Annotated in this window: 24 protein-coding genes; 16 read left to right on the top strand and 8 right to left on the bottom strand. The window is 69.1% G+C overall.

Translation table 11 applies throughout. The features are described from left to right. Window positions 1-14 precede the first annotated feature (14 nt). Complete coding sequence (locus CQ045_RS06965; protein ID WP_105721996.1) at window positions 15-1,232, bottom strand: amidohydrolase; 1,218 nt, start codon at window positions 1,230-1,232, stop codon at window positions 15-17. Between the two features lie 112 nt (window positions 1,233-1,344). Further along, window positions 1,345-1,992, bottom strand: coding sequence for a TetR/AcrR family transcriptional regulator (locus CQ045_RS06960; protein WP_105721994.1), 648 nt, complete (start codon window positions 1,990-1,992; stop codon window positions 1,345-1,347). Between the two features lie 158 nt (window positions 1,993-2,150). On the opposite strand from CQ045_RS06960, the gene CQ045_RS06955 reads away from it, so the two are divergent. From CQ045_RS06955 to CQ045_RS06930, 6 genes are all read left to right on the top strand, one after another. After that, window positions 2,151-3,812 (top strand): ABC transporter substrate-binding protein, encoded by a 1,662-nt coding sequence (locus CQ045_RS06955; RefSeq protein WP_105721992.1) that lies wholly within the window; start codon window positions 2,151-2,153, stop codon window positions 3,810-3,812. Between the two features lie 73 nt (window positions 3,813-3,885). Then, window positions 3,886-4,710 carry an ABC transporter ATP-binding protein gene (locus CQ045_RS06950; RefSeq protein WP_105721990.1) on the top strand — a complete coding sequence of 275 codons (825 nt, stop codon included), beginning with the start codon at window positions 3,886-3,888 and terminating at the stop codon, window positions 4,708-4,710. Further along, window positions 4,707-5,513: an ABC transporter ATP-binding protein gene (locus CQ045_RS06945; RefSeq protein ID WP_105721988.1), complete on the top strand. Its 807-nt coding sequence runs from the start codon at window positions 4,707-4,709 to the stop codon at window positions 5,511-5,513. Before CQ045_RS06950 ends, CQ045_RS06945 begins: the two co-directional genes overlap by 4 nt. Continuing rightward, the gene (locus tag CQ045_RS06940) at window positions 5,510-6,598 is read left to right on the top strand and encodes an ABC transporter permease (RefSeq protein WP_105721986.1); all 1,089 of its coding nucleotides are present in this window, start codon (window positions 5,510-5,512) and stop codon (window positions 6,596-6,598) included. The genes CQ045_RS06945 and CQ045_RS06940 overlap by 4 nt, the downstream gene beginning before the upstream one ends. Before the next feature lies 1 nt (window position 6,599). Next, window positions 6,600-7,718, top strand: coding sequence for an ABC transporter permease (locus CQ045_RS06935; protein ID WP_105721984.1), 1,119 nt, complete (start codon window positions 6,600-6,602; stop codon window positions 7,716-7,718). After that, window positions 7,718-9,964 carry a glycoside hydrolase family 3 N-terminal domain-containing protein gene (locus CQ045_RS06930; RefSeq protein ID WP_181156469.1) on the top strand — a complete coding sequence of 749 codons (2,247 nt, stop codon included), beginning with the start codon at window positions 7,718-7,720 and terminating at the stop codon, window positions 9,962-9,964. Before CQ045_RS06935 ends, CQ045_RS06930 begins: the two co-directional genes overlap by 1 nt. Window positions 9,965-10,105: 141 nt before the next feature. Here CQ045_RS06930 and soxR read toward each other — a convergent pair whose 3' ends face one another. Beyond that, window positions 10,106-10,555, bottom strand: a complete 450-nt coding sequence (gene soxR, locus CQ045_RS06925; protein ID WP_105721982.1) for a redox-sensitive transcriptional activator SoxR — start codon at window positions 10,553-10,555, stop codon at window positions 10,106-10,108. Between the two features lie 120 nt (window positions 10,556-10,675). Here soxR and fdxA point away from each other — a divergent pair, with 120 nt between their 5' ends. Genes fdxA through CQ045_RS06905 form a run of 4 tightly spaced genes read left to right on the top strand, consistent with a single transcriptional unit; the run spans window position 10,676 to window position 13,519 of the window. Beyond that, window positions 10,676-11,002: a ferredoxin gene (gene fdxA / locus CQ045_RS06920; protein ID WP_105721980.1), complete on the top strand. Its 327-nt coding sequence runs from the start codon at window positions 10,676-10,678 to the stop codon at window positions 11,000-11,002. Further along, window positions 10,999-12,363, top strand: coding sequence for an FAD-dependent oxidoreductase (locus tag CQ045_RS06915; protein ID WP_105721978.1), 1,365 nt, complete (start codon window positions 10,999-11,001; stop codon window positions 12,361-12,363). Before fdxA ends, CQ045_RS06915 begins: the two co-directional genes overlap by 4 nt. Further along, a complete protein-coding gene (locus tag CQ045_RS06910) occupies window positions 12,360-12,869 on the top strand; it encodes a flavin reductase family protein (protein WP_105721976.1) in 510 nt (169 codons plus the stop codon). Before CQ045_RS06915 ends, CQ045_RS06910 begins: the two co-directional genes overlap by 4 nt. Window positions 12,870-12,892: 23 nt before the next feature. Then, window positions 12,893-13,519, top strand: coding sequence for a superoxide dismutase (locus CQ045_RS06905; RefSeq protein ID WP_105721974.1), 627 nt, complete (start codon window positions 12,893-12,895; stop codon window positions 13,517-13,519). Window positions 13,520-13,626: 107 nt separating this feature from the next. On the opposite strand, the gene CQ045_RS06900 is transcribed toward CQ045_RS06905, so the two are convergent. Both CQ045_RS06900 and CQ045_RS06895 read right to left on the bottom strand, forming a co-directional pair. Continuing rightward, window positions 13,627-14,634, bottom strand: a complete 1,008-nt coding sequence (locus CQ045_RS06900; protein ID WP_105721971.1) for a LacI family DNA-binding transcriptional regulator — start codon at window positions 14,632-14,634, stop codon at window positions 13,627-13,629. A gap of 92 nt (window positions 14,635-14,726) precedes the next feature. Then, window positions 14,727-16,397 (bottom strand): glycoside hydrolase family 13 protein, encoded by a 1,671-nt coding sequence (locus tag CQ045_RS06895; RefSeq protein ID WP_105721969.1) that lies wholly within the window; start codon window positions 16,395-16,397, stop codon window positions 14,727-14,729. A 117-nt stretch (window positions 16,398-16,514) separates the two neighbouring features. Here CQ045_RS06895 and CQ045_RS06890 point away from each other — a divergent pair, with 117 nt between their 5' ends. After that, the gene (locus CQ045_RS06890; RefSeq protein ID WP_105721967.1) at window positions 16,515-16,943 is read left to right on the top strand and encodes a DUF1761 domain-containing protein; all 429 of its coding nucleotides are present in this window, start codon (window positions 16,515-16,517) and stop codon (window positions 16,941-16,943) included. Between the two features lie 166 nt (window positions 16,944-17,109). Further along, window positions 17,110-18,384: a hypothetical protein gene (locus tag CQ045_RS06885; protein WP_105721965.1), complete on the top strand. Its 1,275-nt coding sequence runs from the start codon at window positions 17,110-17,112 to the stop codon at window positions 18,382-18,384. Window positions 18,385-18,454: 70 nt separating this feature from the next. Here the strand turns inward: CQ045_RS06885 and purQ are convergent, their stop codons facing one another. The 3 genes from purQ to CQ045_RS06870 form a co-directional block, all read right to left on the bottom strand. Then, the gene (gene purQ, locus CQ045_RS06880) at window positions 18,455-19,162 is read right to left on the bottom strand and encodes a phosphoribosylformylglycinamidine synthase subunit PurQ (protein WP_105721963.1); all 708 of its coding nucleotides are present in this window, start codon (window positions 19,160-19,162) and stop codon (window positions 18,455-18,457) included. Further along, on the bottom strand, window positions 19,159-19,407 hold the full coding sequence (purS, locus tag CQ045_RS06875; RefSeq protein ID WP_105721961.1) for a phosphoribosylformylglycinamidine synthase subunit PurS: 249 nt from the start codon (window positions 19,405-19,407) through the stop codon (window positions 19,159-19,161). Before purS ends, purQ begins: the two co-directional genes overlap by 4 nt. Before the next feature lie 80 nt (window positions 19,408-19,487). After that, a complete protein-coding gene (locus tag CQ045_RS06870) occupies window positions 19,488-20,021 on the bottom strand; it encodes an adenine phosphoribosyltransferase (protein ID WP_105721959.1) in 534 nt (177 codons plus the stop codon). Window positions 20,022-20,256: 235 nt separating this feature from the next. On the opposite strand from CQ045_RS06870, the gene CQ045_RS06865 reads away from it, so the two are divergent. The 4 genes from CQ045_RS06865 to CQ045_RS06850 all read left to right on the top strand — a co-directional run bounded on the left by CQ045_RS06865 (window position 20,257) and on the right by CQ045_RS06850 (window position 25,075). Further along, entirely contained in the window at window positions 20,257-21,567 is a 1,311-nt protein-coding gene (locus CQ045_RS06865) for an ABC transporter substrate-binding protein (protein ID WP_105721957.1), read from the top strand. 96 nt (window positions 21,568-21,663) lie between these two features. Continuing rightward, on the top strand, window positions 21,664-22,752 hold the full coding sequence (locus tag CQ045_RS06860; protein WP_105721955.1) for a carbohydrate ABC transporter permease: 1,089 nt from the start codon (window positions 21,664-21,666) through the stop codon (window positions 22,750-22,752). After that, entirely contained in the window at window positions 22,749-23,639 is an 891-nt protein-coding gene (locus CQ045_RS06855) for a carbohydrate ABC transporter permease (protein ID WP_105721953.1), read from the top strand. The genes CQ045_RS06860 and CQ045_RS06855 overlap by 4 nt, the downstream gene beginning before the upstream one ends. A gap of 5 nt (window positions 23,640-23,644) precedes the next feature. Beyond that, entirely contained in the window at window positions 23,645-25,075 is a 1,431-nt protein-coding gene (locus tag CQ045_RS06850) for a GH1 family beta-glucosidase (protein ID WP_181156468.1), read from the top strand. The last annotated feature ends 113 nt before the right edge of the window (window positions 25,076-25,188 follow it).

Here is a 25,188-nt window from a genome sequence, read left to right as displayed (position 1 = left end):
GATTCGATCGATGCCTAAGAGCCGAGGAACTCCCGCGCCGCCGAGGAAAGCGCGGTGACGCCGACCTCGATCGTCGGGTGGATCTCCGGGGCGAAGAACGGGGAGTGGTTGGTCGGGATGTCCTTCTCCAGGCGGCCCGCCGCGGCGGCCTCGGCGAAGCGGGCGGGGTCGATGCCGCCCCAGAACCAGAACACGAGCGGCGCTCCGGCGTCTCGCGCGAACCACGAGACGTCCTCACTGCCGGTGAACATGCCGGGGTCGATGACGGAGGCCTCGCCCAGCGCGCGCTGCAGGGCCGCGGTCACCCGCGCCGTGGCATCTTCGTCGTTGATCGTGGCGGGCAGCGTGTGGTCGGTGCGGATCTCCGGCTCCCGCTCGGCGCCGGATGCCGCGGCCTCGGCGCGCACGATGCGCTCGACGCTCGCGAGCACCTTCTCGCGCGCCTCCTCGTTCGGGTAGCGCAGGCTGAGCTCGAGCTTCGCCTCGGCGGGGATGATGTTGTTCTTCAAGCCGGCGTGGATCGAGCCGACCGTCACCACGGCGACGCCCTGCGGGTCGATCTCGCGCGAGGTGATGGTCTGCAGGCGCATGACGGTCGCCGCGGCCATCACGACCGGGTCGATGGTGGCGTGCGGACGCGATCCGTGGCCGCCCCGCCCGTGCAGGGTGACGGTGAGGCCGTCGGAGGCCGCCATCTGCGTGCCGCTGCGCACGCCGATGACGCCGGCGGCGAGCGGGGTCACATGCTGTCCGAGCACGATGTCCGGCTTCGGGTAGCGGTCGAGGATGCCGTCGTCCAGCATCGCGCGTGCTCCGGCGCCGTATTCCTCTGCGGGCTGGATCAGCACGACGAGGGTGCCCGACCACTCTTCGCGTTCGGCGACCAGCTTCTCGACCGCGCCGATCATCGCGGTGACATGCATGTCGTGACCGCACGCGTGCATCACGGGAACGGTGGTCCCCGCCGGATCGACGCCCTTCGCGGTGCTCGCGTAGGCGAGGCCGGTCTGCTCTTCGACGGGGAGGCCGTCCATGTCGGCGCGCACCCACACGACGGGACCGTCGCCGTTGCGCAGCACGCCGACCACGCCGGTCACCCCGACGCCCTCTTCGACCTCGAGGCCCAGGTCGCGCAGGTGCGCGGCGGCGATGCCGGCGGTGCGCGTCTCCTGGAACGAGAGCTCCGGATGCTGGTGCAGGTCGATGTACAGCGCTTCGAGGTCGATCGTCATGGCCCGAGCCTAGCCCGGAGCACATCTCGCCGACCCGGCCCGTTGTGTTCGATCCGGCCCCCTGCGGTCGCATGCAACAGGCCGGGTCGAGCAGAAAGGGCCGGTTCGACGATCAGGAGGGGCGGACGTAGGTCTGCAGCGGGGGTCCGGGGTGCAGCACGGCGTTCACGATCGCCTGGATCGCGAAGGCGCTGGCCTCGCCGAGGTCGACGATGCCGGGGTGCAGCAGCCACTGCAGCTGCAGGCCGTCCATGACCGCGAGGATGCTGGCGGAGGCCGAGGCGATCGTCGCGGGATCGTGCACGCCCTCCTGGGCGCACAGCTCGTGGAACGCGGCCGTGACCTCACGGCGCAGCGTCGTGTAGCGGTCTTCGAAGAACTGACGGGCGGGATGCTCGTCGGTGACCGACTCGGCCGACAGCACCGTGTAGGCCTGCACGATCCCCGGTCGCTTCTCGTTCGCGAGTGCGGTGCGCACCAGGTGCAGGAAGAGCTCGGGGCCGTCGGGGATGTGCTTCTTCGCGAGCTCGGCGACGTCGGCCTGGTCGCGATAGGCGAGCACCTCGAGCAGCAGCTTCTGCTTCGAGCCGAAGTGGTGCAGGACGCCGGCGTGCGTGATGCCGACCTGCTCGGCGACATCCGCCAGGGTGCCGTTGGTCGAGCCCTTGTTGCCGAAGATCTCGATGGCCGCCTTCAGGATCTGCTCGCGTTTCGCGAGGGTCGCCGGGCGCACGCGTACGGTCTGGTCGCTGTCTGCCACCGCGGCCTCCTCTCGGTCGTCGAGCTGTGCTTGCGATCCAACTTACTACTCGGTAACCTCACGGAAGCTTACTTTCTCGACAGTAAGCAAATCACGACGGCCGGCGGACTCCCGTCCATCGGCGACGCAGCACAAAGACCCGTGCCCTAGGAGAAGCAATGAAGCTCAGAAAGTCTCTGATCGCCGTGACCGCGATCACCGCACTCGGCATGTCCGCCCTCGCCGGATGCTCGGCAGGCGGGGGATCCGACGACGACGCCGGTTCCGCCTCCCTGACGATCGCGAAGCCGGACGGTGCGATCACCACCGAATCCAACAACCCCTATGTCGGCGACTCGTCCGCCTCGAAGTACGGCTACGGCAAGGTGATCTTCGAGACCCTCGGCCTCGTGAACCAGACCGGTGACCGCGGTGTCACGCCCTGGCTCGCCGAGAGCATCGAGTGGAACGACGACTACACGGTGCTCACGGTCGTCCCGCGCAAGGACGTCACCTGGAGCGACGGCGAGCCGTTCACCGCCGACGACATCGTCTACTCCTACGAGCTCGTCTCCACGCCCGCCCTCGACACGGCCGGCCTCCAGTTCGAGAGCGCCGTGGTCGACGGCGACGCGGTGGTGCTGACCTTCGCCGAGTCGAAGTACGTCAACCAGGCCCGCGTGCTCCACGTGCCGATCGTGCCGAAGCACATCTGGGAGAACCTCGACGATCCGGCCACGAACCCCGTCAAGGGCGACGATCTGGTCGGCACCGGTCCCTACGCGCTGTCGAACTGGTCGACCGAGTCGGTCACCCTCGAAGCCCGTGACGACTACTGGGGCGGCGACCTGGCCGTGCCCGAGCTGCACTACGTCTCCTACGGCGACAACACCGCGCTCACCACGGCTCTCGCGAACGGCGACGCCGACTGGGCGCAGGCGTTCATCCCGCAGATCGACGAGCAGTTCCTCTCGGTCGACCCCGAGCACAACAAGTTCTGGGCGGCACCGACCACCGGCTCCGCGACGCTGTTCATGAACCTGCAGCAGAAGCCGTTCGACGACCCGGCCTTCCGTCAGGCGCTCGCCTGGGTGATCGACCGCGACGCCTACGTGGACATCGCGCGCGAAGGCGCCAGCGAGGCCGTCTGGTCGGTGACCGGACTCTCGTCGATCCTCGAGGAGGAGATCCAGCCCGAGTTCAAGGACGCGGAGTACTCGGTCGACGCCGAGAAGGCGCGCGACCTGCTGACCACGGCCGGCTACACCTGGAAGGACGACGCGCTGATCGACCCCGACGGCGCGCCGGTCTCGTTCACGCTCTCGGTCCCCTCCGGCTGGAGCGACTGGAACACCGCGCAGGAGCTCATCGCCGAAGACGTCACCGAGGGCATCGGCGCCGAGGTCAAGATCGACATGCCCGACTGGGGCGGCTGGGCCGACCCCCGCGACAACGGAACCTTCTCCGCGATCATCCACTGGCTGGAGGACAGCGGCACCGCCTACGGCCTCTACACCTCGACCATGGACCCGCGCTGGATCTCGCCCGAGGGCAAGGCCGGCTTCAACTTCGGTCGCTTCGACGACCCGGCCGCGACGGCGGCGCTGAACACCTACGCGAACGCCTCGTCGGACGAGGAGCGCACGACCGCTCTCGTCACGCTGCAGACGATCTTCTCCGAGCAGGTGCCGGCCATCCCGCTGGGCGCGCACCCGCTGCTGGGCGAGTTCAACACCCGCAACTACGTGGGGTGGCCGTCGGATCAGGACCCGTACGCCTCTGCCGACCCGACGCAGCAGAACATCGTGCAGATCCTCACGAAGCTGAAGCCCGCCGAGTAAGCACCACCGCGCAGGGGAGCCCGGCCCGACGACGGCGCGGGCTCCCCTGACCAGGTCGATGAAGGACACCCCCATGCCAGACCCCCTGCTCAGCGTGCGCGACTTCTCGGTCGTGTACGACGTCGATCCGCCCGTGGCGGCGGTGAAGAACGTCACCCTCGATCTGCAGCGCGGCGAGATCCTCGGTCTCGCCGGAGAGAGCGGATGCGGCAAGACCACGCTCGCGTACGGCGTGCAGCGGCTGCTGCGCGCACCGGCCGTCATCACGAGCGGCTCCGTGACCTTCCACGACGTGTCCGGCGTCGACATCGACATCAACGCGCTCGACGTGGACGCGATGCAGCGTTTCCGCTGGGACAAGGTGTCGATGGTGTTCCAGGGCGCGATGAACGCCCTGAATCCGGTGGCCACGATCGGCTCCCAGCTGGAGGACGTCTACGAGATCCACCGCCCCGACATGAACCGCAGGCAGCGCCGCGCCGAGGCCGAGGAGCTGCTCGAGATCGTGAAGGTCGGGCGTCAGCGCATCCGCTCCTTCCCTCACGAGCTCTCCGGCGGCATGCGGCAGCGCGTGATGATCGCGATGGCCCTCGCCCTGCGGCCGCAGCTGATGGTGATGGACGAGCCGACCACCGCACTCGACGTGCTGGTGCAGCGGGAGATCCTCAAGCAGATCTCGCAGCTGCGGCACGAGTTCGGGTTCTCGGTGATCTTCATCACCCACGACCTCCCGCTCCTCCTGGAGATCAGCGACCGGATCGCGATCATGCGCGAGGGCGAGATCATCGAGCTCGCGACCGCCGAGCGCATCTGGACGCAGCCGGAGCACGAGTACACGAAGACGCTGCTGTCGTCGTTCCCGCGACTGACCGGCGAGAGAGGAGTGCTGGTGCGATGACCACCCTCGAGTTCCGAAACGTCACCAAGGCGTACAACGTCCGCGGCGCCGGCCAGATCAAGGCCCTCGACGATGTGAGCTTCACTCTCACCTCGGGTCAGACGATCGGCCTGGTCGGCCAGTCCGGCAGCGGCAAGTCCACGATCGCGAAGATCCTCACCCAGCTCGAGACCCCGACCGACGGCGAGGTGCTGCTTGACGGCACCGCCATCCCCCGCCGCGGCAAGGGGCTCCGGAAGTACCGGCAGCAGCTGCGCATGGTGTTCCAGGATCCGTTCGCCTCGCTCAACCCCTACCACTCGATCCGCTACCACCTGGAGCGGCCGATCCGCCTCGACGACGTGGTGCCCAAGAAGGAGACCGAGGACGAGGTGCGCCGGCTCCTCGATCGGGTGCGGCTGGATGCGGATGCCGTGATCGACCGTCGCCCCCACGAGCTCTCCGGCGGGCAGCGGCAGCGTGTCGCGATCGCCCGCGCGCTCGCATCGCGTCCGTCGCTCCTCGTCGCCGACGAGCCGGTCTCGATGCTCGACGTGTCGATCCGTCTCGGCGTGCTGAACCTGCTCGCCGACCTGCAGCGCGAAGAGGGGCTCGGCGTGCTCTACATCACCCACGACCTGGCCACCGCCCGGCACTTCAGCGACGAGATCATGGTCCTCAACCAGGGGCGCGTCGTGGAATACGGCACTGCCGACGACGTCATCCTGAACCCGCAGAATCCGTACACGCGCGAACTGCGCGCCGCCTCTCCCGACCCGGACAAGCACTTCGCGTCGGCCACCTCGAACGGAGGCGACCTGTGAGCACCGCGTTCCCCCAGCTCGACGACAACGACCTCGTCGCCCGCGACGCCCTCGAGGTCGGCACCACCGCGACCACGGCGCAGCGCGGACAGCGGCGCGTGCCGTGGCGCTTCTTCGCCGGTCGCGCCGGCTTCTACCTGTTCACCCTGTGGGCGGCCATCACGATCAACTTCTTCCTGCCGCGTCTCATGAAGGGCGACGCGGTCAGCTCGTACCTCGCGCGCAACCGCAGTGTGAGCCCCGAGGCCGAGGCGTCGCTGCGCATCCTGCTCGGCATCGACACCGACACCTCGATCTGGCAGCAGTACATCGAGTACTGGGGGATGCTGCTGCGCGGCGACCTCGGCATCTCGACGCTGCACGGGCTGAGGCCGGTCGCCGAGGTGCTGGCCGCCGCGCTGCCGTGGACGCTCGGCCTGGTCGGGATCGCGACGATCATCTCGTTCACGATCGGCACGGTCGCCGGTGCGATCGTCGGGTGGAAGCGCGGCAGCAGGCTCGACGCCATCATCCCGGTCACGACGTTCTTCAACACCATCCCGTACTTCTGGCTCGGGCTGATCGCGATCGCGATCTTCTCGTCGACCCTGAAGTGGTTCCCCTCCTCGCACGCCTACGACAAGGGGCAGTCCCCGGAATGGAGCTTCGACTTCATCGGCCAGGTGATCATGCACGGCACGCTGCCGGCGCTGACCATCGTGGTCGCCTCGCTCGGCGGCTGGGTGCTCGGCATGCGCAACATGATGCTGACCGTCCTCGACGACGACTACATCACGGTCGCGCAGGCCAAGGGCATGCCGAACAAGCGGGTGCTCTGGGGCTATGCCGCGCGCAACGCGGTGCTGCCGCAGATCCAGAGCTTCGCCCTGTCGATCGGCTTCATCGTCGGCGGCACGATCGTGATGGAGATGGTGTTCAGCTACCCGGGCGTGGGCAAACTGCTGCTCGACGCGACCAACGCCAAGGACTTCGCCCTCATGCAGGGCGTGTTCCTCGTGATCACGCTGTCGGTGCTCGTGGCCAACATCCTCGCGGACGTCGTCTACGCCTACCTCGACCCGCGCACGCGCCAGATGGAGTCCTGACATGACCGTTCCCACCACCGCAGCGAGCACCGCCCCCGACGGGTCGGCCGTCGTCTCCGGCATGCCGGAGACCGCGACGCTGCGCACCCCGCCCGTCGGCACCCCGCCGCGCAAGACCTTCTGGACGCAGCTCGCCCAGGCATTCGCGATGTTCCGCAACCCCAAGTCGATCGCGGGACTGATCATCCTCGGGGTGTTCGTGCTCGTCGCGATCCTCGCACCGTGGATCGCGCCGTACGGACCCACCCAGAAGGACCGCACCGCGCTGCGTCAGCCCCCGTCCTGGGAGCACTGGCTGGGCACCACGCACATGGGGGAGGACGTGCTGAGTCAGATCATCTACGGGACGCGCGGCGTCATCGTCGTGGGCTTCCTCGCCGCCTTCATCGCCACGATCATCGCGATCACGATCGGTGTGATCGCCGGCTACGTGCGCGGCTGGAAGAGCGAGTCGCTGTCGGCGCTGACCAACGTGTTCCTGGTGATCCCCGGCATCCCTCTGATCATCATCATCGCCTCGCAGTTCGACAACCCGCCGCTGATCGTGATCGCCGCGGTACTCGGACTGACGGGCTGGGCGTGGGGCGCGCGCGTGCTGCGCGCCCAGACCATGTCGCTGCGCAACCGCGACTTCATCCAGGCCGCGCGGGCCAACGGCGAGCCGCTGCGCCGCATCATCACGGTCGAGATGCTGCCGAACCTGATGGCGCTCATCGCCTCGAGCTTCGTCGGCACCGTCACCGCGGCGATCCTGGGCCTCACCACGCTGGCCTTCATCGGGGTGATCCCGGTGAGCAACCTGAACTGGGGCACGATCCTGTTCTGGGCGCAGCAGAACGGCGCGTTCCCACGGCTGTGGTGGTGGTACGTGCCCGCCGGGCTCTGCATCGCGATCATCGGCGTCGCCCTCTCGCTGATCAACTTCGGCATCGACGAGTACGTCAACCCGCGCCTGCGTTCGGCAGGCGAGCGCGCCAGGGCCATGAAGAAGAAGGGGCTGAACGTGAACGACGCCGTCACGGCCGTCCGCAGCGTGCCCCTGCCGAACACCACGACCGATCCCGTAGCCTCGACGACTTCCGCCGACTCCGCGACGACCTCGACCCAGAACACGAAGTGATGACCTCTCAGACTCTGACCACGGTGCTGCCGTACCAGGACCCCGCCCTCTCGATCCCGGAGCGGGTGGCCGACCTCCTCGGCCGCATGACCCTCGAGGAGAAGGTCGGGCAGATGCTTCAGCTCGACGCGCGCGACGACCTCGACGACCACATCGGGCGCCGGCACGCCGGATCGATCCTGCACACCTCGCCCGAGCGGATCCTGCGCGCGAACGAGCTCACGGCGCAGACCCGCCTCCGCATCCCGCTGCTGGTGGGCGAGGACTGCATCCACGGGCACTCCTTCTGGCCCGGCGCGACGATCTACCCGACACAGCTCGGCATGGCCGCGTCATGGGATGCCGAGCTCGTCGAGCGGGTCGCGCGGGCGACCGCCGAAGAGGTCGCGGTGACCGGCATCCACTGGACCTTCTCTCCGGTGCTCTGCATCGCCCGCGACCTCCGCTGGGGCCGCATCGACGAGACCTTCGGCGAAGACCCGTTCCTGATCGGCGAGCTGGCGTCGGCGATGGTGCGCGGGTACCAGGGCGACGGACTCGACGACCCGACCGCGATCCTCGCGACGGCCAAGCACTTCGCGGGATACTCCGAGACGCAGGGCGGACGGGACGCGAGCGAGGCCGACATCTCGCGCCGCAAGCTGCGCTCGTGGTTCCTGCCTCCGTTCGAGCGCGTCGCCCGCGAGGGATGCCGCACCTTCATGCTCGGCTACCAGACCACGGACGGCGTGCCGATCACGACGAACGACTGGCTGCTCAGCGACGTGCTGCGCGGCGAGTGGGGCTACACCGGCACGCTCATCACCGACTGGGACAACGTCGGGCGCATGGTGTGGGAGCAGCGGATCCAGCCCGACATCACCCACGCCGCCGCCGCGACCGTGCGGGCCGGCAACGACATGATCATGACGACGCCGGCGTTCTTCGAGGGCGCACTGGATGCGGTGGCGAAGGGCCTGCTCGCCGACGACGCGTTCGACGCGGCAGCGGCCCGCATCCTGACGCTGAAGTTCGAGCTGGGGCTGTTCGAGGATCCGCGTCTGCCGGGAACGGAACTCGACGCCGTCGTGGGCAGTGCGGCGCATGCCGAGCTGAACCTCGAGATCGCACGGCGCTCGCTCGTGCTGCTCGAGAACGACGGGGTGCTGCCGCTCGACCCGACCGTCCCGCTGCGGGTGGCCGTCGCCGGGCCTCTCGCCGACGACGCGCAGACGCAGCTCGGCGACTGGGCCGGCGGCTCCGGTCAGGCCGGCTGGCTCGACGGGCAGCCGCGCGAGATGATCACCACTGTGCTCGACGGCCTCCGGGCGGTCGAGGGCTGGACCGTCACGCATGCTCGCGGCGCCGACATCCTCACGCTGGAGGAAGACCCGAAGGGGCCGTTCTTCCCCGACAAGCAGCCGCGTCCGCCGGTGGTGAAGGCCTGCGAGCCGGATGCCGTGCTGATCGCGGAGGCCGTCGACGCGGCATCCGCCTCCGATGTCGTCGTGGCCGTCGTGGGCGACCGGATCGAGCTCGTCGGCGAAGGGCGCTCCACCGCGACGCTCGAGCTCGTCGGCGGGCAGAACGCGCTGATCGATGCGCTCATCGACACCGGGAAGCCGGTCGTCATCGTGCTGCTCGCCTCGAAGCCGCTCGTGCTCCCGGCATCCGCGTCCAAGGCCGCCGCCGTGATCTGGGCGGCGAACCCGGGCATGCAGGGCGGGCGTGCGCTGGCCGAGATCGTCTCCGGCGCAGCAGAGCCGTCCGGGCGGCTGCCGATCTCGTTCGCGCGTCACGTCGGACAGCAGCCGACGTACTACAACCAGATCCGCGGACAGCACGGCGACCGCTACGCCGACCTCACGCAGTCGCCCGCCTGGGCGTTCGGCGAGGGGCTCTCGTACACGACCGTGGAGTACGCCGACCTGGCGCTCGACGAGATCTCGCTGGGGGAGTCCGACACGATCGTCGGTCACGTCACGGTGTCGAACACGGGTGACCGGCCGGTGCGCGAGACCGTGCAGGTGTATGTGCGCGATTCCGTCACGAGTGTGAGCTGGACCGACAAGGAGCTCAAGACCTTCCGACAGGTCGACATCGCTCCCGGTGAGTCCGTGCGGGTGCGGCTGGAGCTGCCCGTCGCCGAGTGCACGATCGTGGATGCTGCCGGTACGCGTCTGGTCGAGGCCGGAACCTTCGAACTGCTCGTCGGCCCGAGCTCGCGAGACGAGGTGCTCCTCTCCGCCGACTTCGAGGTGGGCTGACGCCCCCGTCGTTCCTTCCCTCCTTCCCTCGCCGACCCGGCCCCTTGCTCCCGAGCCACCCTCTTGCGGACGCACGCAGAGGGCCGGGTCTTACGCAGAGGGCCGGGTCGGCGGGAGGAGAGGAGGCAGCGAGGAGGCGCGTCAGTCCTGAAGACGCTGGGGCCCGGCGCCCTGGGTGCCGAGGGCATCGTCGGGGTTGAGCAGGCCGCACGCCTTCATCGACAGGCAGCCGCAGCCGATGCAGCCGGTCAATTCGCGCTCGAGGCGCTCGATGCCCTCTCGCCGCTTCTCGAGCTCGCGCTTCCAGCGCCGGGACGCCTTCTGCCAGTCGGCGTGACTCGGGGTCTCGGTCAGCGGCACGTCGGCGAAGGCCGTCTGCACGTCGGACAGCGGGATGCCGAGGCGCTTGGCGACCGTGATGAGCGAGACGCGGCGCAGCATGTGCCGGGCATAGCGGCGCTGATTGCCGGGCGTGCGGGTCGAGGCGATCAGGCCGAGCGTCTCGTAGAAGTGCAGCGCGGAGGCGGCGACGCCGGTGCGTCGGGTCATCTCGCCGATGGTCAGCGGCTCGTCGGGCGCGTGCGGGCTCATCCGGGTGCTCCTGCTTCGATTTGACTTCAAGTGTACTTGAGGTTTTACGGTAGTCGAGTGGCCCCGGCGTGGGCCGATCGACCCGAACGAGGACAGCGTGACCCGAACGAAGACCCCGCGATGACCTATGTGATCGCTCTGCCGTGCGTCGATGTGAAGGACAAGGCCTGCATCGACGAATGCCCCGTCGACTGCATCTACGAGGGGGAACGGTCGCTGTACATCCACCCGGACGAGTGCGTGGACTGCGGCGCCTGCGAACCCGTGTGCCCGGTCGAGGCCATCTACTACGAAGACGATCTGCCCGATGAGTGGCAGGACTACTACAGGGCCAACGTCGAGTTCTTCGACGAGATCGGCTCGCCCGGCGGCGCTGCCAAGACCGGGATGCTCGCGTTCGACCACCCCGTCATCGCCGCGCTCGCACCCCAGGGAGATCACGCATGACCGTCGCCGAACCGCGCATCGCCATCGTCGGGGCGGGTCCCGCCGGCATCTACGCCGCCGACATCCTGCTCGGCCGTGTGCCCACCGCCTCGATCGATCTGTTCGAGAAGCTGCCGGCGCCGTACGGGCTGGTCCGCTACGGCGTCGCGCCAGACCATCCGCGTATCCGCAAGATCACCGATGCCCTGCACGAGGTGCTCGTGAACCCGCGCATCCGGCTGCGGTGCAACGTCGAGATCGGCGTCGACATCGAGATCGACGAGCTCCGCGCCGCGTACGACGGAGTGATCGTGGCGACCGGAGCCGACCTCGACGTCGCGCTCGACATCCCCGGCATCGACCTGCCCGGATCCTTCGGCGCGGCCGACTTCGTCTTCTGGTACGACGGCCATCCGGATGCTCCGCGCACCTGGCCGCTCGACGCGGACGCGGTCGCGGTGCTCGGCGCGGGCAACGTCGCACTCGACGTCACCAGGATCCTCGCCAAGCACGCCTCTGCTCTGACCCATACCGACACCCCGGATGCCGTGCTCGACCAGCTCGCCGCCAGCCCGCTGCGCGACGTGCACCTGTTCGCCCGGCGCGGCCCGGCCGACGTGCGCTTCTCCGCCATGGAGCTGCGCGAACTCGCCGAGCAGGACGACGTCGAGGTGGTCGTCGACCCCGAGGAGCTTCAGCTGGACGCGCATGCCGAGCGGATGGTCGCCCAGTTCTCGCAGCGCCGCATCATCGTGCGGACCCTGACCGAGTGGGCGGCGCGCGATCGGACGGAGCGGGCCGCATCCCGCCGCATCCACCTGCATCTGCGGCAGCGTCCGGTGCGGGTGCTCGGCACCGATCGGGTGACCGGCATCGAGATGGAGCGCACCGCGTCGGACGAGCTCGGTCGCATGGTCGGCACCGGCGAGATGCTCCGCTACGACGTCGGCGCGGTCTACCGTGCCGTGGGGTATCGCTCGACCCCGGTGCCCGGGATGCCGTTCGACCTCGACCGCGGCGTCGTGCCGCACGCCGAGGGGCGCGTCGTGGATGCCGAAGGGGCGCCGATTCCCCGGCTGTACGCGACCGGATGGATCAAGCGAGGACCGGTCGGGCTCATAGGATCGACCAAGTCGGATGCCGCGCAGACCGTCGCACACCTCGTCGACGACCTCGCCGCCGTCGAGCGTGAGACGCGCGACGACGATCCGGTCGCCCATCTCGCGCACGCCGTCGACCTCGACGGGTGGTTGCGCATCGACGCCGCCGAACGCGGTGCCGGTGCCGAGCGCGGGCGCGAGCGCACGAAACTGGTCGACCGCGCGGAGATGCTGGCGCATGCGAAGCAGGAGCAGAAGCAGATGATGGAGGCCGGTCGATGACCGCAACACCCGTTCCCACACCGGTCGGCGAAGGGCTCAAGGCCGCGTTCCGCACGCATCCCGCAGGAGTCGCGATCATCACGGCATCCACTCCGGCGGGTCCCGTCGGCCTCACCGCCTCCAGCGTCTCGTCCGTCGCCGTCGATCCGGCCGCGATCGTGTTCTCCGTGACCCGCGCCACCGGTTCCGCCGGGGCGATCCTCGGGGCGGACACGTTCGTGGTGCACCTGATCGACGACGAGCACTCCTCCCTGGCGCAGAGCTTCGCGGTCAGCGGGTCCGAGCGCTTCACTCCGGAGCAGGGCTGGGCGACGCTGCCGACCGGCGAGCCGCACCTCCCCGAGGCCAGGGCCGCCCTGCGCTGCCGGACGATCCAGACCGTGGCCGTCGGCTCTTCTACCGTGGTCATCGCCGAGGTCCTCGAGGTGCTGCCCGGGTCGGCCGGCCGGCCACTGGTCTATCTCGACCGCCGCTTCCACGCGCTTCCGCACGACACCCACCACTGAAAGATCATCGAAAGGAAGACGTCATGTCCACTCCCTACACGCTCCCCGAGCTGCCCTACGACTACTCGGCCCTCGAGCCGCACATCTCCGGCAAGATCATGGAGCTCCACCACTCCAAGCACCACCAGGCCTACGTGACGGGCGCCAACACCGCGCTCGAGCAGCTCGCGACGGCCCGCAGCGCCGGTGACCTCGCCAACGTCAACAAGCTCGAGAAGGACCTCGCGTTCAACCTCGGCGGTCACATCAACCACTCGGTGTTCTGGCAGAACCTGTCGCCCGAGGGCGGCGGTGCTCCCGAGGGCGAGCTCGAGGCCGCACTCGTCGACGCCTTCGGATCGGTCGACGCCTTCCGCGCGCACTTCACCGCCACGGCGCTGGGGGTGCAGGGATCGGGCTGGGCCGTGCTCGCCTGGGACAGCGTGGGCGCCCGCCCCGTGATCTTCCAGCTGTTCGACCAGCAGGGCAACGCGCCGCTCGGTGTCACCCCGCTGCTGCAGCTCGACGTCTGGGAGCACGCCTACTACCTCGACTACCTCAACGTGCGCGCCGACTACGTCAAGGCGTTCTGGAACCTCGTGAACTGGCCTGACGTGCAGCGCCGCTTCGAGGCCGCCCGCACGGCGACCGCGGGCCTCATCGTCGCGTAACTTCCCCGCCCACCCGGGCCGCTACGTACGACCCGGCCCCTTGCGGACGTCCGCAAGGGGCCGGGTCGTATGCGAGGGGGTGGGTCGGCGCGGCAGTGCGAACGCCGTCAGATCAGGCGGGCTGTCGTGCCGCGGACGTTCAGCTCGTACGGCAGGGCCGAGGGGATGTGCACGGCCTCGGGGGTGGTGAGCTTCGCGAGCACGGCGTCCGCGGCGCGCTCGCCCTGTCCGAGCGGGAACTGGTCGACCGTGGTCAGGCGGAAGAACTCGCCGAGCTCGTGGCCGTCGATGCCGACGATCGACAGCTCCTCGGGCACGCTGAAGCCCAGGTCGCGGGCCGCGAGCAGGGCCCCGATCGCCATCTCGTCGGAGGCTGCGAACACCGCAGTCGGACGCGGACCGGGACGGCCCAGCAGCTGCTTCGCCGCGCGGTAGCCTCCCTCGACCGTGAAGTCCGCCGGCTCGAGGAAGGCGTGGTTCAGCGGGATCCCGGCCTTCGCCAGCGCTTTCTCGAAGCCGAGGCGGCGGTTCGTGGGGATGTGGAAGTCGATGTCGAACTCGGGGTTCGCGCCGATGTGCGCGATGTCGGTGTGGCCGAGTCCGATCAGGTGCTCGGTCGCCAACTGCGCCACCGCGACGTCGTCGACCGTGAGGGTGTCGAGCTTCGGGTTCGGGCCGCCGATCGCGATCACGGGAAGACCGAGATCGAGCAGGTGCTGCGTCTCGTCCTCGTCGAGCTCGATCGACACGGCGATCACGGCATCCACGCGCTGACGGCGCAGGAACGTGTCGAACACATGACGACGCACGTCCTTGTCGGCGGTGATGTTGTACAGCGTGATGTCGTAGCCCGCGCGCATCAGGGCGGCCGAGACGCCGGAGAGGACCGTGCTGAAGAACCAGCGATCGAGGAACGGGACCACGACGCCGATGTTGCGGGTGCGTCCGGAGGCGAGGCTCGACGCCCGCGAGGACACCACGTATCCGAGCGACTGCGCCGCGGCCTGCACGCGCTCCTTGGCGGACTCGGACACGTGACCGCGTCCGCTCAGCGCCCGCGAGACGGTCGCGGTGGAGACTCCGGCGAGCCGGGCGACCTCATCGATGCTGGCCATGTGTTCCTCTGAGTGATCCGTTCCCGTCGCACCGACTGTGGGCCCGTGCGGCTGGGGCCGACAGAAAGTGCGACGGGAACGGGTGGCGGCGGTCAGGCCTGGGCTGCGGTGGTGTACCAGACGGCGGTGTCGACCGGGATCGCGGCGCCTTCGAACGGCTGGCTCTGCAGCATCACGACCGCATTCGCAGGCAGCTCGATCGGCTCGGTGCCGAGGTTCGCGACCACGTGCACGTCGCCGCGGCGGAAGGCCACCGCATCGGGGCCCGCATCCTCCCAGACCAGCGACCCGGTGCCGAAGCCGTGTTCACGACGCGCGGCCAGCAGTCGCTTGTACAGCGCGAGCGTCGAGCCGGGGTCGACCTCCTCGACGTCGCGGGCGTAGGTCGCCCATTCCGCCGGCTGGGGGAGCCAGGACAGGCCGGTGTCGTTGAAGCCGAACGCCGGAGCATCCGCCTCCCAGGGCAGCGGCACACGGCATCCGTCGCGTCCGTACCGCTCGCCGTTCGTGCGGAACCAGGTCGGGTCCTGACGGAACTCGTCCGGGATCTCCATCGCCTCGGGCAGGCCGAGCTCCTCGCCCTGGTACAGGTAGGAGGAGCCGGGGAGCGCCAGCATCAGCGTGGTCGCCGCGCGGGCGCGCGCCAGGCCGATGGCGATGTCGGGCTTGTGCGGGGTGTTCGGGCCGATGCCCTCGCCCTGCGGGTTGTCGGCCGTGAGCGCGAGGCGCGAGGCGTGACGCACGACGTCGTGGTTCGACAGCACCCACGTGCTGGGCGCTCCGACGCCGCCGAACTCGTCGAGCGACTCGCGGATGACGTCGCCGAGGCGCTGCGCGTCCCACGGCGTCATCAGGTACGGGAAGTTGAAGGTCTGGTGCATCTCGTCGGGGCGCACCCAGAGAGCCGTCTGCTGGAGCGTCGGCATCCAGGCCTCGCCGCACAGCGCGCGGTCGCCGTCGTACTCGGCGAGCACCTTGTGCCAGTCGCGGTAGATGTCGTGCACGCCGTCCTGGCCCCAGTACGGGACGTTCGACTCTCCGCCGCCCATGGAGTCGGCGTCGCTCGGGGGCGTGTAGTCCGGAAGCCCCTCGGTCTTGATCATTCCGTGGGCCACGTCCACGCGGAACCCGTCGACACCGCGGTCGAGCCAGAAGCGGAGGATGGAGCGGAACTCCTCCTGCACCTCTTCGTTGTTCCAGTCGAAGTCGGGCTGCGTGGCGTCGAAGATGTGCAGGTACCACTGGCCGGGGGTGCCGTCGGCCTCGGTGACCCGCTCCCACATGCCGCCGCCGAACACGGACTCCCAGTTGTTCGGCGGGAGCTCGCCGTTCTCGCCTCTGCCGTCGCGGAAGATGTAGCGCGCGCGCTCGGGGCTTCCCGGCGCGGCCTTGAGCGCTTCCTGGAACCAGACGTGCTGGTCGGACGAGTGGTTCGGGACCAGGTCGACGATCACGCGGATGTCGCGGGCGTGGGCCTGCGCGAGCATCTCGTCGAAGTCGGCGAGCGTGCCGAACAGCGGGTCCACGTCGCGGTAGTCGGCGACGTCGTAGCCGGCGTCGCGCTGCGGGCTGGTCATGAACGGGCTCAGCCAGATCGCGTCGACGCCGAGCTCCTGCAGCGCGTCGAGTCGGCTGGTGATGCCCGGCAGGTCGCCGATGCCGTCGCCGGAGGCGTCCGCGAAGGAGCGGGGGTAGATCTGGTAGATGACGGCGCTGCGCCACCACTCGGAACCGGGGGCTGCGATCTGCTCAAGCTGTGCCATGCGAACAGGCTACTGCAAACGCTTACACTCGTGCCAGATCGGGGATCGAATCGGTTCGATCCAGGGGTGCGGCCTGCCGGGGAGTATGGTGGCGGCATCCGATGAGTGGAGGCTGTCATGGTTCCCGAGATCAACTACTGGGCGGTCCTTCTGGCCACCGCGTCGAGCATGCTCGTCGGCTCGATCTGGTACGCCCCGAAGGTGTTCGGCACCCGCTGGTCGAAGCTGGCAGACGTCGACATGGATCGTCCGGCGGCCACGGCGATGTGGCCCATCATCACCACGGTCATCGTGAGCTTCATCACGGCGTGGGTGCTCGCCGGGGCATCCGCCATCGCCTGGCATTTCTACGGCGGACCGTTCTTCTGGGGCACCATCGTCACCGCTGTCACGCTGTGGGCGGGCTTCACGGCCGCCCGTTTCATCACGCACGACGCGTTCGAAGGACGCTCCACGAAGCTGACCACCCTCAATATCGCGCACGAGCTGGTCACGGTCGTGGTGATGGCCGTGCTGATCGGCGTGTGGCCGCCGGCGCTCGGCTGACCGACGGCGCCGTCGACGGTCGGAGCATCATGCTCGCCGAAGGGAGAGACGAACCTAGACTTTCGCCGCTTCCCCGGCGACGACGGTCCGGTCAGGCTACTCTTCGTGACCTCCGGGTCGCCCGCGGACCACGCACTCGGTCCGCGGTTCCGTCCGAGGGGTCTCCATGTCCGTCTCTCCGCGCCGATCCGCGCCGTGGCTGCTCGCCGCCGCGCTCGTCGCCGCGACCGTGCTCGCGGGCGCGGCACCGGCGATCTCGGATGCGGGAGCGCCCTCGGAGGGTGCGGTGCCCGGGGTGAGCACGCCGGATCCGAGCCTCTCCGTCGAGCGGGCCTATGAGTTCCTGGACGCCCGTGTCGACGAGTTCTGCGACGGAGCCGGCCGGTGTCTGCCGCGCAGCTATCAGGGCGGGTTCTTCACCACCCCGAGCTGGGACTTCACGCCCTCGTTCGTCTACGACGACGCCCTGGTGGTGATCGCCTACACCGCTCGCGGACTGCCCGACGATCTCCGTCGGGCGCGGACGATCGGCGACACCCTGCTCTTCGTGCAGGAGAGCGACCCGATCGGCGACGGGCGAACCCGGGCATCCTACGAACCCCACGGGATCCGGCAGGGGCGGGTGGAGATCACCGGGCCGGGTACGTTCACCGGGAACCAGGCGTGGGTCGGGATGGCGCTCACACGCCTCTTCCACGCGACCGGTGATGCGCGATACCTCGACGGAGCGCTGCGGACCGCGCAGTGGATTCAGACGAACACCGCGGACACGGTCCGCGCCCCCTACGGCTACACCGGAGGCCAGACGGATGACGGTACGTCGTTGACGTGGAAGTCCACCGAGCACAACAGCGACGTCGCCGGGTTCTTCACGCAGCTGGCGCAGCTCACGGATGACCCCATGTGGGCGGAGCGGGCCGCCGTGGCCACGAGCTTCGTCACCGCCATGCAGAGCGCGGACGGCCACGTCGACACCGGCACGCTCCTCGACGGCTCGACGGTCAACACGCACCCGATCCCCCTGGATGCGCAGACCTGGAGCTCCCTCGGCACCGGAGACCGGCGGTACGGGGCGGCGCTGGACTGGACGCTGGAGAACCTGATCGCCACCGACGGTCCGTACCAGGGCCCGTCGATCAGCGACACCGACGTGTCGAAGGTGTGGTTCGAGGGCAGCGGACATCTGGCTCTGGCCCTCCGGCTGCGTGACGGAGCGGGCGATGCCGACCGCGCGGAGTCGCTGCTCGCGAGCATCCGGCTCGCGCAGCGCGATGCCCCGAACGGCGACGGCAAGGGGATCGTCGCCACGTCGAACGACGGTCTCGACTCCGGGTTCGGCGACCTGTACTACGCGAGCCTGCACACGGGCACAACGGCCTGGTACCTGCTCGCGGCGGCGGCGGACAACCCCTTCGCCCTCCCGGTCGACCCGGCCTCTTGAGGGCGAGCCACCCCCGTGCGTGCAGACGCAGGGGGCTGGTTCGTGCCGAAGGGGGTGGGTCGGGTCGGGGTTACGCCGCGACGCGGGCGACCGCGGCGATGGCGCTCGTGAAGAAGTCGAGTCCGTCGACACCGCTGCGCATGGCGACCGAGGTGTCGGGGCCGAAGCCGGGCTCGGTGGCGTGCTCGGGGTGCGGCATCAGACCGACCACGTTGCCCGCCTCGTTCGTGACACCGGCGATGTCGCGCAGCGAGCCGTTCGGGTTCACCCCGGCGTAGCGGAAGGCGACCAGGCCCTCGCCCTCGATGCGGTCGAGGGTCTGCTCGTCGGCGATGTACCCGCCGTCGGCGTTCTTGAGCGGGATCACGATCTCCTGGCCGGTGCGGAACGTGTTCGTCCAGGCGGTGTCGGAGTTCTCGACCGTGAGCTTCTGGTCGCGGCGCACGAAGTGCTGGTGGTTGTTGCGGATCAGCCCACCCGGAAGCAGGTGCGCCTCGACGAGCATCTGGAAGCCGTTGCAGATGCCGAGCACGGGCATGCCCTTGGCTGCGGCATCCTTCACCTCGGCCATGATCGGGGAGAGCGCGGCGATCGCACCTGCGCGCAGGTAGTCGCCGTAGCTGAAGCCGCCGGGGAGCACGAGGGCGTCGACGCCCTCGAGGTCGTGCGAGCCGTGCCACAGGGCGACGGGCTCGGCGCCGGCGATGCGCACGGCGCGCTGGGCGTCGCGATCGTCGAGCGATCCGGGGAAGGTGATGACCCCGATGCGCGTGGTCACTCGGCGACCTCGATGCCGACGACGTCTTCGATCACGGAGTTGGAGAGCACCTCGTCGGCAAGGCGCCGGGCCTCGGCGAGGACCTCGTCGGTGACCTCGCCCTCGACGGTGAGCTCGAAGCGCTTGCCGATGCGGACATCGGTGAAGCCCTCGACGCCCAGGCGTGCGAAGGCGCCGGAGACGGCCTTCCCCTGCGGGTCGAGCAGTTCGGGCTTGGGCATGACGTCGACGACGATGGTGGGCATGACGGCTCCAAGAGTCGCGGGCGGACGGGCGAACCCAGTCTACTGCCCCGGCGTCCGCGCTCTTCCCGGTGCCGGAGCGGCTACGCGGAGTGGAAGACGGTGTGCAGGTCGCCGACGGCTTCGCGTCCGCCGAGTCCGTCGATCTCGAACAGCACCGAGATGCCGACGACGTGGCTGCCGAGTCGCTCGACGAGTTCCCGACCGGCGGCGAGGGTGCCGCCGGTGGCGAGCACGTCGTCGATGAGGAGTACGCGGGATCCTGCGGGCAGGTCGTCGTGCATCTCGATCGTGGCGGTGCCGTACTCGAGGGCGTAGTCGACGGATGCCGCGGGGCGGGGCAGCTTGCCCGCCTTGCGGATCGGGATGAGGCCCACGCCCGCGGCGATCGCGGCGGCGCTGGCGAGGATGAAGCCGCGCGCCTCGATGCCGGCGATCACGTCGAACTGGCCGGCGAAGGGCTCGATGATCGCGTCGGTCGTGACCCGGAGGGCCTCGGCGTCGGCGAGGAGCGGGGTGATGTCGCGGAAGATGATGCCCGGCTGCGGGTAGTCCGGCACGTTGCGGATCAGGGCTTCGGCGCGGATGAGGGCAGGAGAGAGCGTGGCTTCGGGCACCGAGCAAGGCTACCCCTCCGTGCCCGGCGCAGGAGAAACGGGATGGATCGAGCGGAAGCGGGGCTGCGGTGGGCAGAAGTGGCGTGGCCTTCCTGAGTCGTGCACGGATCCCGCCCAGCACCCGGCCCGCTTGACACCGTGGGAGCGCTCCCATAGAGTGACTGCTCAGTTCGTGGGAGCGCTCCCATGAACGCCCGAAGCACCAACACCGCACGAACCCACAAAGGAGTGAACTGTGAACACACGTGCCCGCCACCGGATCCTCGTGACTGCCGCCGTGGCATCCGTCTCCGCCCTCGCCCTGGCCGGCTGCGCCGGCGGCACCGGCGACGCCACCGAGGGAAGCGGCGATGAAGACGTCACGCTGACCGTCACCACCTTCGGCACCTTCGGATACGAAGACCTCTACAAGGAGTACGAGAAGGAGCACCCGAACGTCACGATCGAGGCGACCAACATCGACACCGGCGGCAACGCCCGGACCGATGCGTTCACCAAGATCGCCGCCGGCTCCGGCCTCAGCGACATCGTCGCGATCGAAGAGGGATGGCTCGGCGCCATCATGGACGTCTCCGACACCTTCGCCGACCTGCGCGACTACGGCATCGAAGACCGCAAGGCCGACTGGGTCGACTGGAAGTACGGTCAGGCCACCGACGCCGAAGGCCGCGTCATCGGCTACGGCACCGACATCGGTCCGAGCGGCATCTGCTACAACGGCGCCGCGTTCGAGGCCGCCGGCCTCCCCAGCGACCGCGAGTCCGTGGCCGAGCTGCTGAACGGCGACTGGGAGAACTACTTCAAGGTCGGCGCCGACTACACGGCGAAGACCGGAAAGGCCTGGTACGACCACTCCGGCTTCGTCTGGAACGCCATGGTCAACCAGCTCGACGAGGGCTACTACACGACCGACGGCGAGCTGAACGTCGAGGACAACGCCGAGCTCAAGGAGCGCTTCGAGCTGCTGGGCGCGGCGACCGAGGGCGGCCAGTCCGCCGCGCAGACCGCCTGGGACTGGAACGGCGGCAAGTCGTTCGTCGACGGGACCTTCGCGACCTTCGTGTGCCCCGGCTGGATGCTCGGCGTGGTGCAGGGCCAGGTCGAGGCCGGCGGCGGAGACGCGTCGACCGGATGGGACTTCGCCGACGTGTTCCCCGGGGGCGCGGCCAACTGGGGTGGCGCGTTCCTGTCGATCCCGGAGTCCTCGCAGCACAAGAAGGCGGCCGCTGAGCTCGCCGACTGGCTGACGCAGCCCGAGCAGCAGGTGAAGCAGTCCGCCGCCGCGGGCAACTTCCCCTCGACGATCAAGGCGCAGGAGACGCTCGCCGAGGAGGCGACGCCGAACGCGTTCTTCAACGACGCTCCGACCGGTGCGATCCTCGCCGAGCGTGCCAAGGGAGTCGTCGCCCAGTTCAAGGGTGCCGACGACTCGGTCATCCAGGAGAACGTCTTCGGCCCGGCTCTCAGCAGCCTGGACCGCGGCGAGACCGACACCCAGGGTGCCTGGGACCAGGCCGTCGGCCTGCTGAACGACCTCGTCGGCTGACCCGCCCCTCCCGTCGCAGTTCCTGTCTCTCCCGCATGCGGTGAGCGACGGGGACTGCGACGGGAACTCCTCGGAAACCCGAGACAAGGAACCTCCATGACTCTCACCGCCCCGCCCACGGAGCAGCGCACCGCACCCGCCGCGGCGACGGATGCTCCGCCGAAGCGACCGTGGCGCCACCGCGTCTCGCGGTTCGACCAGAACGCCTCTCCGTACTTCTACATCTCGCCCTTCTTCCTGCTGTTCGGACTGGTCGGTCTGTTCCCGCTGCTGTACACGGTGTGGGTGGCCGTGCACGAGTGGGACCTCCTCAAGGGCGAAGGCGACTTCGTCGGCGTCGGCAACTTCGTCGAGATCCTCGGCGACGCGATGTTCTGGAACTCCATCGGCAACACCTTGAGCATCTTCCTGCTCTCCGCGATCCCGCAGCTGGCCGTGGCGCTCGTGATCGCCTACCTCCTCGACCGCGGGCTCCGCGCCCCGACCTTCTGGCGGATGAGCGTGCTCATCCCGTTCGTGGTCACCCCGGTCGCCGTGGCCATCATCTTCTCCAGCATCTTCAACGAGGCGGACGGCCTCGCCAACAACCTGCTGAACCTCATCGGCATCGCCGATCAGGAGTGGAAGCACAACACCGCCCTCTCGCACATCGCGATCGCGGTGATGGTGAACTTCCGCTGGACCGGATACAACGCGCTCATCCTGCTCGCGGCGATGCAGGCGGTGCCGCGTGACCTGTACGAGTCGGCAGCCCTCGACGGGGCCGGTGCCGCGCGCCGCTTCTTCTCGATCACGATCCCGACGATCCGGCCGACCCTGATCTTCGTGATCATCACCGCGACGATCGGCGGGCTGCAGATCTTCGCCGAGCCGCGCCTCTTCGACGTGTCGACCGCCGGCGGCATCGGCGGCAGCGACCGGCAGTTCCAGACCACCGTGCTGTTCCTGTGGGAGCTCGCGTTCTTCCGGCGGAACCTCGGTGAGGCATCCGCCGTCGCCATCCTGCTGTTCCTGCTGATCGTCGGCATCGGCGTGATCAATTTCCTGATCTCCCGGCGCATCTCCACCGGAGACGCCCCCAAGAACCGCGCGGCCCGACGCCGTGCCCGCACCGCCGCCACGGCCGCTTCCGCCGCGGCCGCGGCCACGACGCTCGCCACCACGACCGAGGAGAACGCGCGATGACCGCCACGCAGGCGCTGAGCGTCCCCGAGAAGATCCGCCGTCGGCGAAGCGCATCATCCGGCACCGCCGGCATCGGCAGCCGCCCCGGATTCCTCACTTACGGACTCCTCGCCGCATTCATCATCGGCAGCGTGTACCCGCTGTGGTGGTCGGTCGTGGTCGCGAGCGGCACGAACGCCACCCGCGGCGAGACCCTGCCCCTGATCCCCGGCGGCAACTTCCTGGCCAACGCGGCCAAGGTCTTCGACGCGATCCCGTTCTGGCTCGCCCTGGGCAACTCGTTCCTGATCTCGGGCATCATCACCATCTCGGTCGTCACGTTCTCGACGCTTGCGGGCTACGCGTTCGCGAAGCTCCGCTTCAAGGGTCGCGACGGACTGATGATCTTCGTGATCGCGACGATGGCGATCCCGACTCAGCTGGGCATCATCCCGCTGTTCATGCTGATGCGCGAGCTCGGGTGGACCGGCTCGATCGGTGCGGTCATCGTGCCGACCCTCGTCACCGCCTTCGGCGTGTTCTTCATGCGGCAGTACCTGGTCGACGTGATCCCGGACGAGTTGATCGAAGCCGCGCGCATGGACGGTGCGAACCAGTTCCGCACGTTCCTGACCGTCGGTCTTCCCGCGGCACGGCCGGCCATGGCGATCCTCGGACTCTTCACGTTCATGACGGCCTGGACCGACTATCTGTGGCCGCTGATCGTGCTCTCCCCGCAGAACCCGACCCTGCAGACGGCGCTCAGCCAGCTGCAGTCGGGGTACTACATCGACTACTCGATCGTGCTCGCCGGCGCGGTGCTCGCGACCCTCCCCCTGCTCGTGCTCTTCGTGGTCGCGGGTCGGCAGCTGGTCAGTGGCATCATGGCGGGCGCGGTGAAAGGATGACCCCTATGACCCGCTCCTTCCCCGAGAACTTCCTCTTCGGCGCCGCCACCGCGGCGTACCAGATCGAGGGGGCGGCGTTCGAGGACGGGCGTACGGCATCCATCTGGGACGCGTTCGCCCGCGAGCCCGGCGCCGTGATCGGCGGCGACAACGGCGATGTCGCGTGCGACCACTACCACCGGTACCCGCAGGACGTCGCGCTCATGAAGCAGCTGGGACTGCAGACGTACCGCTTCTCCACGTCGTGGTCGCGGGTCCGTCCGGACGGCGGCGCGGTGAACGCCGCCGGCGTCGACTTCTACGAGCGCCTGGTCGATGAGGTGCTCGGTGCCGACATCCTGCCCTGGCTGACGCTGTACCACTGGGACATGCCGCAGGCGCTGCAGGATGCCGGGGGCTGGACGAACCGGGACACGGTCGACCGCTTCCTCGAGTATGCGGGCACGATGCATGACGCCCTGGGGGACCGGGTGAACGTGTGGACGACCCTCAACGAGCCGTGGTGCTCGTCGTTCCTCTCCTATACGGCGGGGGAGCACGCGCCGGGACACACCAGCATCGCGGAGGGCCTGCTCGCCTCGCACCATCTGCTGCTCGCCCACGGCAGGACGATCCAGGAGCTGCGGGGGCGCGATGCGTCGCTCAATCTCGGCATCACCCTGAACCACACGGTCGCCGATCCCGCCGACCCCCAGAACCCGGCCGACGTCGATGCCGCGCGCCGCGTGGACGGACAGTTCAACCGCTGGTTCCTCGACCCGATCTATCGCGGGAGCTACCCGGCCGACATCGTCGAGGACATCCGTGCGGTGGATGCCGACGCGGTCGCTCGATTCGAGACCGCGGTCCACGGCGGCGACCTCGAGACGATCTCGCAGCACATCGACACCCAGGGCGTGAACTACTACCACGGCGACTTCGTGTCCGGCTCGGCTCCGGCCGAGGCTCCGGTCTCCGGCGGACCCGCCACCGAGCGGGTGGGTCGCAGCCCGTACCCGTCGAGCGACGGCATCCACGCGGTCGAGCGGGGGCTCCCGCGCACGGCGCAGAACTGGGAGGTGCAGCCCGAGGGGCTCACCCGGGTGCTGCAGCGGGTCTGGACCGAGTACGCCGAGCCTGCGGGCACCGTGCTGTACATGACCGAGAACGGCGCTGCCTACGACGACGTCGCCGTGGTCGAGGAGGGCGAGACCCGCGTGCACGACGCCGACCGCACCGAGTTCCTGCGCCTGCACCTCGGCGCGGTGCTCGACGCGGCGGATGCCGGGGTCGACGTTCGGGGCTACTTCTACTGGTCGATGTTCGACAACTACGAGTGGGCCTGGGGGTACGACAAGCGCTTCGGCATCGTGCGCGTCGACTACGACACGCAGGAGCGATCGCTGAAGGACTCCGGTCGGGAGTACGCGCGCATCATCGCCGCCCGGTCGCTGTAGGTGCCGCTTTCGGCTCTCGAATCGCGCGAATGGCGGCATCCGGGACGGGCATGCCACCGATTGCGCGGTTCGGAGCGGGAACGTCAGTGAGAATAGGGCGATGGAAGAGTGCG

It is taken from the genome of Microbacterium sp. MYb66 (genome assembly GCF_002979435.1).
In the GTDB taxonomy this organism is placed as follows: domain Bacteria; phylum Actinomycetota; class Actinomycetes; order Actinomycetales; family Microbacteriaceae; genus Microbacterium.
Note: the sequence above shows the minus strand (reverse complement) of the source record. Positions and strands in the feature narration are given on the sequence as shown.